Origin of the sequence: Streptomyces pacificus, from assembly GCF_011766325.1 — a bacterium.
In the GTDB taxonomy this organism is placed as follows: domain Bacteria; phylum Actinomycetota; class Actinomycetes; order Streptomycetales; family Streptomycetaceae; genus Streptomyces; species Streptomyces pacificus.
This window is the reverse complement of record NZ_BLLG01000023.1, coordinates 64,451-76,017: the sequence shown is the minus strand read 5'-3', so window position 1 is coordinate 76,017 and position 11,567 is coordinate 64,451. Positions and strand designations below refer to the sequence as shown.

The window sequence follows — 11,567 nt, the reverse complement described above, 5'->3', positions numbered from 1 at the left end:
CGGACGCCGCAATCTCCCTCACGCGGGGTCGACCCTACCCTATATGGTAATGATTATCATTTCCACACTTCCTATCGTCGTCGTACGACCGGCCTCGGCGCCAGATCCCGTGGCCCGGCAAGGAGAGGCAGAGCCCCATGACCGACACTCAACACACCTGGTCCGCGGCGGAATCAGCGCGCTACCGGGCCGCCGGCCACTGGCAGGGAGTGACCTTCGGCGCCCGCCTGCGCCAAGGAGCGACCGAGCACGGCGGCCGAGTGGCTCTGGTCGACGGCGACCGGCGATGGACCTACGCGGAACTGGATTCCGAGGCCGACCTCGTCGCCCAGGGACTGCGCGGGCTCGGGATCGGGCGGGGTGACCGCGTCGTGGTCCAGCTCCCCAACTGCGCCGAGTTCGTGCTCGTCTGGTTCGCCCTGCAGCGGATCGGGGCGGTTCCGGTGCACGCCATGCCGGCCCACCGGCGCCGGGAGATCGGGCATCTGGTGCGCGTTTCGGGCGCCGTGGCCTGCGTGGTGCCCGACCGGCACGCCCGGTTCGACTACCGGGAGCTGATGCGCTCGGTGCGGGCGGAACACGGACCGGGCCGCTCGCCGCGGACCGTCATCGTGGTCGGCGATCCCGGTCAGGAGAGCGGCTTCGTCCCGTTCGACGAACTGCGGTCGGCTCCGCCCTCCACGGCGGACGCCCCGCCGGTTCCCGCCTCCGACGACGGCGGAGCCGACCCCTCCGATGTCGCCCTGCTGCTGCTGTCCGGCGGCACCACGGGCCTGCCCAAGCTCATCCCGCGGACGCACGACGACTACGCCTACAACGCCCGCGCCTGCGCCGAGGTCTGCGTACTCGACACCGAAACCGTCTACCTGGCGGTACTGCCGATCGGGTTCAACTTCGCCTTCGCCTGCCCCGGCGTGCTGGGCACCCTGATGGCCGGAGGAACCGTCGTGGTCGCCCCCGACCCCAGCCCCCAGACGGCGTTCGCCCTCATCGAGCGGGAGGGCGTGACGCTGACCTCCCTCACCCCGCCGCTCGTCACCCACTGGATGGACGAGGCCGCCTCCGGTTCCTGGGACCTCGGCAGCCTCGCGGTGGTACAGGTCGGCGGGGCACGACTGCCCGAGGAGCACGCCCGCAAGCTCGGACCGGCACTCGGGGTGACCGTGCAGCAGGTCTTCGGCATGGCGGAGGGACTGATCAACCTGACGCGTCTAAACGACCCCGAGGACCTCGTCTGCGCCACACAGGGCCGGCCCCTCTCGCCGGACGACGAGATCCTCGTCGTGGACGCCGACGGCAGGCCCGTGCCGGACGGTACCCCTGGTGAACTGCTCACCCGTGGCCCGTACACCCTGCGGGGCTACTACCGGGCCGAGGAGCACAACCGTACGGCGTTCACCCCGGACGGTCATTACCGGACCGGTGACGTGGTCCGACGGCTGCCGACGGGACACCTCGTGGTGGTGGGGCGGATCAAGGACCAGATCAACCGTGGCGGCGAGAAGATCGCCGCGGTCGAGGTGGAGGAGCAGTTGCTCACGCATCCGGCGATCACGGCGGCGGCGCTGGTGGGTGTGGAGGACGAGCGCTGGGGGGAACGGACTGTGGCCTTCGTGGTCTGCTCGGGCCCGGCTCCCGGCGCACGGGAGGTCGCCGCCCATCTGAAGGAACGCGGGCTGGCCGGTTACAAGACGCCGGACGAGGTCGTCGAGGTGCCCGGACTGCCGCTCACCGCCGTCGGGAAGGTGGACAAGGCGGCGCTTGCCCAGCAGTTGCTCCGGTCGTAAAAAGCGGCGCGGAGGGGCGCCGCGCGCGCGGCGCCCCTCCTGCCGGCCGTACCGGGCGCTACTGCGGTGCGGCGAGGACGGGACCGTCCGCGCAGGCGAGCAGAGCCCGCGTGACGGGATGCTCCGGAGCCACCAGCGCACGGTCGACGGGCCCGGCCTCGACCACCCGCCCCGCGTCCAGGACGACGACCCGCTCCGCGTGGGCGGCCGCGGCGGCGAGGTCGTGCGTCACCATCACCACGGTCAGGCCCAGCGTCTCCCGCAGCGAGTCAAGCAGCTTCAGCACCCCGCCCGCCGTGTCCGGGTCGAGCGCCGACGTGATCTCGTCGCAGACCAGGACGCGCGGCTCCGCGGCCAGCGTCCGTGCCAGTGCGACGCGTTGGCGCTGGCCGCCCGACAACTCCCCCGGCCGGCGCGGCAGGACATCCGCGTCCAGCCCGACGAGTCCGAGCAGCCGCAGGGCTCGGCCGGACGCCTCCTGGGCCGACCGGCCCCGTACCCCTCTGAGGGGGCGCATCAGCGCGTCCCCCGCTGATTCCCGCGGGTTGAGGGCACCGCGGACGTCCTGGGCGACGAGGTGCACGGGATTCCCGCGTCCCCGTGGCATGTCGGCGTGCAGCCACGCGACGCTTCCCCGCGCGGGCGGGTGGAGCCCGGCGAGGCACCGGGCGAGGGTGGTCTTCCCCGACCCCGAGGGCCCCACGACGGCGGTGCAGGAACCCTCCGGAACGGTCAGGGAGACGTCGTGCAGGACAGGAACCCGCCCGTGGGCGGCGTACAGGCTCCGCAGGGACAGCCCGCCGCCGTCGGTCTCCGCCCCGACAGCCGTGGTGCGGGGGCCACCCACCGGGACACCCTGGGACGTGGGCACGGGCACGGACGCCTTCGGCAGTCCGCCCTCGACGATCCGGCCGCAGTCCAGGCGGATGACCTCGTCCGCCACGGTCGCGAGCCACGCCGGGTCGTGGCTGACCAGCAACGCGGCGCGGTCCCCCGCGGACAGGACCTCGGCCAGCAGCGTGCGTATCCCGTCCGCCAGGACCGGGTCCAGGCCGCTGGTGGGCTCGTCGAGGACCAGCAGGCTCGGCCGTCCCGCCAGGGCGACGGCGAGACCCACGCGCTGTGCCTGTCCCCCGGACAGCTGCCGGGGCAGCCGGCGCAGGAACGCCCGGTCGGCGGGCAGCCGCACAGACAGCAGCAGTTCCTCGACCCGCGCGCGGACGTCCGCGCTACGCCTCGCGGACGAGCGCAGGCGCACCGCCTCGGCGATCTGCGTGCCGATCCGGAGCGCGGGGTTGAGCGACGCGGCGGGGTCCTGACCCAGGTAGGACACCGTCCGGCCGCGCAGCCGCCGGGAGTTGGCGCCGTCGAAGGGGTCGAGTCCGGCCACCCGGACGGTTCCGTCGCGGAGCTCCAGGCCGGGCCGGACATGCCCGAGCAGGCTGTACGCCAGGCTGCTCTTGCCCGATCCGGACCTGCCGACGACCCCCAGCACCCGCCCGCGCGGCAGGGAGAGGCCGACGTCGTGCAGGACGGGCGGCCCGCCGGCCGCCGGCCCGAGCGTCAGTCCGCTGATCTCGGCGAGCGTGCCTTCGCCCGGCAGGCGGAGAGCCGCTCGCGCGGTGGTCGCACGGCCGGTCACGCGGGCCCCCTCCCCACCGCGTCCGCCAGCCGTCCGGCCAGCAGCCCCACGCAGACGGACAGCAGCACCAGGAGCAGCGCCGGAGCGAGGAACGGCGTCGCGGCCAGGGTCGCCCCGGGCACGTTCTCGCTCACCATGCGCCCCCAGTTCGGTACCGCCCCGCCCTGTCCGAGGCCCAGAAAGCCCGCGGTGGCGGTGAGATGGAGGGAGGCGACCAGGCGCAGAGCGGTGTCCATCAGGGCCGTTCCGGCGATGTTGGGCAGGACGTCGTGGCGCAGCACGGCCCGCCGGGTGTCGCCGCGAGCCAGGGCCGCCTCGACGTAGCCGCTGCCGAGGACCGTGTCCGCCGCCGCGCGCAGCACCCGGGTGGAGAAGGGGGCCGTGGCCAGAGCGACCGCCGCCACCAGGGCCGTGTCGCTGCCCGGGAACCCGGCGGCCAGGACGAGGACCACCAGGAGGGCGGGAAGGACGGCCAGGGCGTCGACGCAGCGGATCAGCAGGTCGCCGAGTCGGCGGGACACCATGGCCGCCAGGACTCCGGCGGCCATCCCGACGGCTCCGGCCGCCGCCGTCCCGGTGAATGCGATGAGCACGAGGGTGCGACCGCCGCTGAGCACCCGGCTCATCACGTCCCGGCCCAGCACGTCGGTGCCGAGGAGGAACTGCCCGTCGGGCTGCTGGAAGGGCGCGGCGAGCTGCGCGGTGGGGCTGTGCGGCGCGGCCAGCGGGCCCAGCAGGGCGAGCAGGAGGACGAGCAGGGCACCCGCTCCGGTGAGCAGCGGTGGCCGGCGGCGCACGGAAGGGCCCGGACAGGCCGTGCGTGCCCGCCTCCCCGGTGGTGTCAGGACCGTCGTCATCGGCCGTGTCCTTCCCATGCGCCCAGCAGACGCGCGCAGATGTCACCCAGCAGCAGCACCGCGAGCATCACCGCGACGAGCGCTGTGGCGATGCCCTGGACCATCGGTACGTCCCGTGCCGCGACGGCCAGTTGCAGCTCCCGCCCGATGCCGGGGTAGTCGAAGACGTTCTCCACCACGACCGCCGAGCCGACCAGCGCCCCCGTGGTGAGGGTGAGCGCCTGAACGGCGGGCCCCGCGGCGTTGGGCAGGATGTGGCGGACGGCGAGCCGTACTCCGCGCACCCCGCCCAGCCGTGCGGCCTCGCAGTACGGGGTGGCCGCCACATCGGCGACAGAGACCCGCAGCAGCCGGGTGGCCACCGCGACACCGACCGCGCTGAGGCTCAGCACGGGCAGGACAAGCGCGTGCGGCACGTCGAACGGCGTACCGCCCAGCGGGACGACGGAGACGGGCGGGAGCACCTCCAGCCACACCGCCAGCACCACGACGAGCAGCGCGGCGACGACGAACTCCGGTACGGCGGCCAGGACCTGGGCGGATGTCGAGACCAGGCGGTCGGCGCCGCCGCCGCGCAGACCGGTCCACAGACCGAGCGACGCGGCCAGCGGCGCGGTGACCGCGAGGGTCAGCCCGGCGAGCAGCAGGCTGTTGGGCAGGCGGGTGGTGATGACGTCGGTGACCGGCCGGTCCCCCACGAAGCCACGGCCCAGATCCCCCCGGACCGCGCCCGCCAGCCAGTCCGCGTACCGCTCCGCGGCCGGCCGGTCCAGGCCCAGCTCGACCCGGACGACGGCGCGTTGCGTCTCGGAGGCGTCCACTCCGGCGACCGCGCTGACGACGTCCCCGGGCAGGACCGCCGTTGCCGCGAAGATCACCGCCGACAGCAGGACGAGCGTGACCGCCGCCCCGGCGAGGCGACGGCCGGCGAACGCGAGCAGGCTCACCCCAGCGACGCCCGGGAGAAGCCGGGGAACTGCTCGAAGAGGTCCTCGCGTATGCCGCTGACCCCATCGGCCTGCGCGTTCAGGTTCGGCTTGAAGACCGGCAGCACCTGGTTGCCGTCCTCCCAGCGCGTGCGCTGCGCCTCGGTGCTCAGCTTCTCCGCCTCGGCCGGGTCGCTCTCGGCACGGGCCTTCGCGACGAGGGCGTCGGTCGCCGACTCCTTCCAGCCGAACGCCGACGGCGATCCGCCCGCCAGGCTCATCTGGTAGGTCGACAGCGCGGGGATGGGCATCTGGTACGAGCCAGCCAGGGGCAGCGCCGCGTACGCGGGGAAGTCGGCGTAGAGCTGTCCCGGCGGCAGTTCGCGGACCGAGGCCCGGACGCCGACCTTCTTGAGCTGCTCGACGTAGAGGGTGGCCATCTCCACCATGCCCGGCGTCTCGGGGCCGGTCGTCAGCGTCACCTTCATCCCCTCGGCCCCGGCTTCCTTGAGGAGTTCACGGGCCCGCTCCGGGTCGTGGGCGCGCTGGGGCAGGCCCTCGGCGTAGTCGGGGAAGCCGATGGAGGGGAGGTCGTTGCCGACCTCGGCGTTGCCGTAGAACACGGTCTTCACCATGGCCTCCCGGTCGACGGCGAGCTTGAACGCCTGCCGCACCCTGGGGTCGTCGAACGGCTTGACGTTCATGTTCATCTGGAAGGAAAGTCCGACCAGGTAGGGGCTTTTGGTCGGGACGAGTTCGACCTTCTTGTTCCGCTCGAGCGTGCGCGCGGTGACGGGAGACAGGTCGTGGGCGAAGTCGACCTCACCGCTGGTGAGCGCACCGGCCCTGGCGGTCGAGTCCGCGATCGACCGCAGCTCCAGGCCGTCCAGGTGGGGCACGTGACCGTAATGGTCGTCGTAGCGCTCGAACGCCGAACCCTGGCCGGCGGTGAACTGGGTGAGCCGGAAGGGGCCGCAACTGGGCATTCCCTTGCGGAAGTCCTTGGTCCCGTCCTTGAGCACGAGGAAGTTGCCCTGGCAGAGAATCATGCGCCCGTCGGCGATGGGCCGCAGGGTGGGCAGGACGACCTTCAGGTCACCGTCGGCCTTGGCGCGCGCGAGGTCGAAGTTGGCGGCGGCGAGCCGGTACACGGGCAGCTTGCTCTTCGCCGCGAGGGCGCTGAGGGAGTGCAGGATGTCGGCCGAGGTCAGCTCGGAGCCGTCGGTGAAGCGGACGCCGGGCCGCACGTGCAGGGTGTAGGTAGACAGGTCCTTGGAGATGTCGATGCCCTTGAGTACGCCGTAGCGCACTCCGCCGGGACCGCTGGGGTCGAGGTTGCCCAAGGTGCCGTGCCAGGCGCGGGCCCGCACCAGGTCGAGTGCCGACGGGCCGTTGAAGAAGTCGAGCGTCTCGGAGGCGCCGCCGCCGACGAAGGCCGCGCGGAGTGTGCCGCCCGAGCGGGGCGAGGAACCCGATCCGGGGTTGCGGTCGGAGCGGGGCTCGTCGGTGGAGCACGCCGCCAGCAGGCCGGGTCCCACCGCCAGAGCCGCGGCTCCCACCGCACCACGGCGGAGGAAGGCGCGGCGATCGATCTGTCTGGACATGCTTCTCCTTGACGTTCTGCTGAGCTGAACCGTGCGCCGGGAGGCGTCCGCGGCGCGTGACGTGAGGGCGGCACGACGGCAGGTGTGCGGTGAACGGCGCATGCGCGCTCCGACGAGTCCCTGCCGCGGCTGACGGTTACGGAGTCATCGAAGGGTCAGAGCGCCGGACGGGCAGGCCCATACGGCGTCGTGCACGGCGTCCGCCTGGGACGGCGACGGCTCCTCGTCCAGGACGCGTACGAGTCCGTCCTCCTCGTCCTGGTCGAAGACGGCCGGCGCGGCGAGCACACACTGGCCCGCCCCTACGCACCGATCCCGTTCCACACTGATCTTCCCGGCTCCGGACGCCTGCCCTGCCAAGGTCATGAGGGCCCCTCCCCTGTCGCCGCACCCGCGGCGCCGATGCGACCCCCGAAGAATAATCGATAATGACATCCATATTCAATAACTGGACAGCCCCCTCTCGGCCGGCGAGCCGTCAGACAGCGCACCCTCTCCGCCGAAAGATGGCAACGATTATCATGTGCATCATGCCGATGTGCCGAGTCCCCGCCGGCCCCTTGGGGGACGACGGCCGTCGCGATGACATCCGCGTCGTCCGGCCGACACGCGGCCAACCGGCCCCCGCTCTTTGGGAGGTGGGCGTCCTGCGCGACGCACCGACGACGAAGCCACCAGCACCACGGCGCAGCACGCGCCAGCGCAAAGCCGTGCTGAGCGCGCTGCACGCCCATGGCGGTTTCGCCTCCGCCCGGGATCTGCACGAGGCCCTCGAAGCCGGCGGCACCGCCATCGGCCTGTCCACGGTGTACCGGACGCTGCACGCCCTGGACCGCTCCGGACAGGTCGACGTCATACGCGAGCGGACCGGGGAACGCCGGTACTGTCCCCGCCCCCCCGACGGGCACCGGCACTACCTCGTCTGCCGCGCCTGCGGCCTCAGCAGGGTGGTGGAGGCGGAGACGGTGGAACGCTGGGCGGAGAACGTGGCCGAGACCGCGGGGTTCGCCGAGGTCGAGCACACCGTGGAACTGACGGGCATCTGCGTCCGCTGCCACGTCACCCCGGCCGCGTAGGGATCGGCCGAACAGCGGGGCGCCGACGTCTCCTCGGCGACTCCTGACCATCGGCGCGTTCATCGCGCTGACGGCGCTAGCCACCCCGCTGGCCCGGCGCAGGGGCCCGCGCCCTGGCCGCGGCACACCCCGCCGACGACCCGGCGGAGTACGGGATTCCGGCCAGCGGAGAGAACGGCGGAAAGGTGAGCGTCTGACCGCTCCCGGTTCGGGCCGGCACGATGACCCAGCAAGGCACGACGCAATGAGGCAACCGGTGACGACGGCAGGACTGCCCGTGCTCGAAGAACCTGCTGGTCAGCTACTCGCCGAAGAAGCTGGGCTTCTTCTAGAAGCGTGGAAGAAGGCGCCTGACCGCGGCTTTCGCCGGTCAGGCGCCTTCAGTCCGCCCTCCGCGAGGAGCAGGGGAACCCCCGGGAGCAGGGTGTCCGCGCAGGCAGGGCGCCGGCCACGGCGACGTACGACGGGGCCGGGAAACCGGTCCGCGGCGGGGTTCCCCCGGATGCCGGCGGCCGGGCCGAGCCCCGCCGGCCACGGCGCTCGTGCACCGCGGCCGGCGGCTGGTCAGCCCTGGGGGCCATCGGGTTGCCTCGCCCTCGCGGCCGCCCGGTCGGCGGTGGCGGCCAGGTAGGTGATGCGGAGGGTGCCGGTGGCGGGTTCGCGGTCGACGAGTACCCGGACGCCGTAGACCGACTCGATCAGGTCCGGGGTCAGCACGGCCTCCGGGGCGCCTCCGGCGGCCACCCGCCCGCGGTCGAGGACGACGACGTGGTCGCAGTACCGGGCGGCGAGGTTGAGGTCGTGCAGGGCGACGACGCAGGTGACGTCCAGCTGCGCCAGCAGGTCGAGCAGTTCGAGCTGGTGGCGGATGTCGAGGTGGTTGGTGGGTTCGTCGAGGAGGATCTCCCGGGGCTCCTGGGCGAGGGCGCGGGCGAGTTGGGTGCGCTGCTTCTCCCCGCCGGAGAGGGTGTGCCAGCCCCGGTGCTGCTTGTCGCTGGTCTCGGTCCGTTCCAGTGCCGCGTCGACGATCCGCCGGTCGTGTTCGCTCGGCGCGTCGAAACGGCCGCGGAACGGGGTGCGGCCGAGCTCCACGACCTGGCGGACGGTGACGTGGTGGTGGGCGGACACGTCCTGTTCGACGACGGCGAGCCGGCGGGCCCGTACCCGGCGGCCGAGGTCGTGCAGGCCGGCGTCGTCGTAGCGGACGGTTCCGGTGTCGGGGCGGCGCAGTCCGGCCAGCAGGCGCAGCAGTGTCGACTTGCCCGAGCCGTTGGGGCCGAGGAGGCCGACGGTCTTCCCGTCGGGGGCCGCCATGTCGATGCCGTCGAGCAGCCGGTGGCCCTTGACCGACCAGGAGACTCGGGTGGTGGTGATGCGGCCCATCAGGACTCCAGACGCTTCAGTACCAGCGCGAAGGCGGGCGCGCCGAGAAGCGCGGTGATGACGCCGGCGGGCAGTTCGTGGGGCGCGAACGCCGTCCGGGCGAACACGTCCACCCAGATGAGGAAGACGGCGCCGGCGATCGCGGACAGGGGGAGCAGGGAGCGGTGCGTCGGACCGGCCAGGATGCGGACGGCATGCGGGACGAGCAGCCCGATGAAGCCGATCGCGCCGGAGGCCGCCACGGCGGCGGCCGTCATGACCGAGGTCAGCACCATCAGCCACACCCGGGCGGCGGTGACGTTGACGCCCAGGGTTTCGGCGGAGTCCCAGCCGAAGGTGAAGGCGTCGAGGGCGGGCGCGAAGAACTGCACCGCCGCCACCCCGGCCAGGATGATCACGATGGTGACGGCCGTCCCTTCCCACCGGGCGCCGGCGAGGGTGCCGAGCAGCCAGTAGGTGAAGCCCCGGGTGGAGTTGGCGTCCCCGCTGACCATGAGGACGACCGAGGTGACCGCGGCGAAGAACTGGGAGACGAGCACGCCGGTCAGCACCACGCGGGACGGGCTGGCGACGCGCCCCCCGCCGAGGAGGACCAGCAGTACGCCGAAGGAGACCAGGCCGCCGGCGAAGGCTCCGGTCGACAGGGAGATGCTTCCGCCGACGCCCAGCAGGAGTACGGCGACCGCGCCGGTGGAGGCGCCGGAGGATACTCCCAGCAGGTAGGGGTCGGCCAGGGGGTTCCTGGTGACCGCCTGGAGGATCGCGCCGGAGACCGCGAGGGCCATGCCGACGGCGGCGGCCAGCAGCACGCGCGGGAAGCGGGACTCCCAGATCAGGGCGTCATGGAGACCCGGCAGCGGCGAGGTGGGGGCGAGGGAGTCCAGGCCGATGTGCCGCAGGATCGTCGAGACGACGTCCAGGGCGTGGATGTCCGCGCTCCCGAACAGTGTCGCGGTGACCACCGACACCAGCAGTCCGGCGGCGGCCAGGAAGGAGAGCGCCGCCGTCGGGGGGCGCCGCGCGCCCACCGGGGCCGGCGGCCGGCCCGGCGCCGGCTTCCCGGTGGGTGCGGCGGACTTGAGTGCACTCGTCGTCATCGGTTCGCGGCTATCCGAGCTCGTTCAGGCCGTCGACGAGCGCGGGAACGGCGGACGCGCTTCCGTAGCCCGGGTCCATATGGGTGCCGGGGATGGTGATGAAGCGGTCGTCCTGCACCGCGGCCAGCTTGCTGGTGAGGGGGTCCTTCTTGAGGAGGTCGATCTTCTCCCGGGCGGTGTCGTGGGGTTCGCCCCGGGTCAGGTCGGCCAGGATGATGACGTCGGGGTTCCGGGCGGCGACCTCGTCCCAGCTCACCTCGGCCCACTTGGAGTTGGCGTCGGCGAAGATGTTCTCGATCCCGACGAGTTCCGAGATGTGCTGCGGCAGGCCGCCGGGACCGGCGGCCCACGGAGTGCCCTCGAAGGTGGAGTAGAACCACATCGCCTTCAACGGCTCGTCCCGCTTCTCGACCTCGCCGACGGCCTTGTCCACCACGGCCTTCTGCTCGGTCGCGAGCTTCTCCCCCGCGTCGGGGAGGTTCATGATCCTGCCGAGCCGGCGGTACTCCTCGAACAGCATGTCGAAGTCCGCGTCGGCCACGGCCTCGTGGTACGAGCAGTCGAACTCGGTCAGATAGGTCGGCACCCCCAGGTCGTGCAGTTCCTCGCGGTCGCCGGCCTCCTCCTTGGTGTAGAAGCTCGCGAACGAGCCGTACACGAAGTCCGGCTGGGCCTCGAGCAGCCTCTCGTGCTTGACCGTGTCGCCCTTCGCGGACAGCTGCGGAATCCTCCCGTACTGCTCGGCGACCGCGTCCGGGATCTTCTCGATCTCGTAGCCCGACCCGGCGATCCGGTCGCCGGCCCCGAGGTGGATGAGGATCTCGGCGGCGGTCTGGTTGAGGGTGACGACCCTTTCCGGCGCGGCCTCGTAGGTCACATCGAGGCCGCAGTTCTCGAGGGTGAGCGGGTAGGACGTCGCGCCCTTCGACGCCGTGTCCTTCACCGACTTCGCGTCCTGGCCACCGTCGTCGGCGGACCGGTCTGCGGAGCACCCCGCGACCGCGAGCACCGCCAGGGCCGCACATATTCTGATTATCATTTTCGTTTTCATCAGCGGCAGAATACCAGGTCACGGAAGGGAGTGAAGGGCCCTGGCTCGGTCAGGCGAACCACCGCCGCGGGCGGGCGGGACAGGCCGGCGCACCCGGTGAGGCCCACCGGGTGCGCCGGGTGCCCGCCCGCGGCGGTGCGGGCG

At 72.6% G+C, this 11,567-nt stretch carries 10 protein-coding genes; 2 read left to right on the top strand and 8 right to left on the bottom strand.

Annotation, left to right across the window (positions count from 1 at the left end):
• Positions 1-137: 137 nt before the first annotated feature.
• Positions 138-1,787 (top strand): (2,3-dihydroxybenzoyl)adenylate synthase, encoded by a 1,650-nt coding sequence (locus tag SCWH03_RS25850; protein WP_173266911.1) that lies wholly within the window; start codon positions 138-140, stop codon positions 1,785-1,787.
• 58 nt (positions 1,788-1,845) lie between these two features.
• Here the strand turns inward: SCWH03_RS25850 and SCWH03_RS25845 are convergent, their stop codons facing one another.
• The 5 genes from SCWH03_RS25845 to SCWH03_RS25825 all read right to left on the bottom strand — a co-directional run bounded on the left by SCWH03_RS25845 (position 1,846) and on the right by SCWH03_RS25825 (position 7,182).
• Entirely contained in the window at positions 1,846-3,429 is a 1,584-nt protein-coding gene (locus tag SCWH03_RS25845; protein WP_254077025.1) for an ABC transporter ATP-binding protein, read from the bottom strand.
• On the bottom strand, positions 3,426-4,286 hold the full coding sequence (locus tag SCWH03_RS25840; RefSeq protein ID WP_173266910.1) for an ABC transporter permease subunit: 861 nt from the start codon (positions 4,284-4,286) through the stop codon (positions 3,426-3,428). The genes SCWH03_RS25845 and SCWH03_RS25840 overlap by 4 nt, the downstream gene beginning before the upstream one ends.
• Positions 4,283-5,233, bottom strand: coding sequence for an ABC transporter permease (locus SCWH03_RS25835; protein ID WP_173266909.1), 951 nt, complete (start codon positions 5,231-5,233; stop codon positions 4,283-4,285). The genes SCWH03_RS25840 and SCWH03_RS25835 overlap by 4 nt, the downstream gene beginning before the upstream one ends.
• Positions 5,230-6,816, bottom strand: a complete 1,587-nt coding sequence (locus SCWH03_RS25830) for an ABC transporter substrate-binding protein (RefSeq protein WP_173266908.1) — start codon at positions 6,814-6,816, stop codon at positions 5,230-5,232. Before SCWH03_RS25830 ends, SCWH03_RS25835 begins: the two co-directional genes overlap by 4 nt.
• Before the next feature lie 144 nt (positions 6,817-6,960).
• On the bottom strand, positions 6,961-7,182 hold the full coding sequence (locus tag SCWH03_RS25825; RefSeq protein WP_173266907.1) for a ferredoxin: 222 nt from the start codon (positions 7,180-7,182) through the stop codon (positions 6,961-6,963).
• Between the two features lie 164 nt (positions 7,183-7,346).
• On the opposite strand from SCWH03_RS25825, the gene SCWH03_RS25820 reads away from it, so the two are divergent.
• Entirely contained in the window at positions 7,347-7,892 is a 546-nt protein-coding gene (locus tag SCWH03_RS25820) for a Fur family transcriptional regulator (RefSeq protein WP_308788887.1), read from the top strand.
• Positions 7,893-8,456: 564 nt separating this feature from the next.
• On the opposite strand, the gene SCWH03_RS25815 is transcribed toward SCWH03_RS25820, so the two are convergent.
• From SCWH03_RS25815 to SCWH03_RS25805, 3 genes are read right to left on the bottom strand one after another with little or no spacing between them, the layout of a single operon-like run.
• Positions 8,457-9,275: an ABC transporter ATP-binding protein gene (locus tag SCWH03_RS25815; protein WP_173266906.1), complete on the bottom strand. Its 819-nt coding sequence runs from the start codon at positions 9,273-9,275 to the stop codon at positions 8,457-8,459.
• A complete protein-coding gene (locus tag SCWH03_RS25810; RefSeq protein WP_173266905.1) occupies positions 9,275-10,372 on the bottom strand; it encodes a FecCD family ABC transporter permease in 1,098 nt (365 codons plus the stop codon). The genes SCWH03_RS25815 and SCWH03_RS25810 overlap by 1 nt, the downstream gene beginning before the upstream one ends.
• Before the next feature lie 10 nt (positions 10,373-10,382).
• Positions 10,383-11,423, bottom strand: a complete 1,041-nt coding sequence (locus tag SCWH03_RS25805; protein WP_173266904.1) for an ABC transporter substrate-binding protein — start codon at positions 11,421-11,423, stop codon at positions 10,383-10,385.
• Between the last annotated feature and the right edge of the window lie 144 nt (positions 11,424-11,567).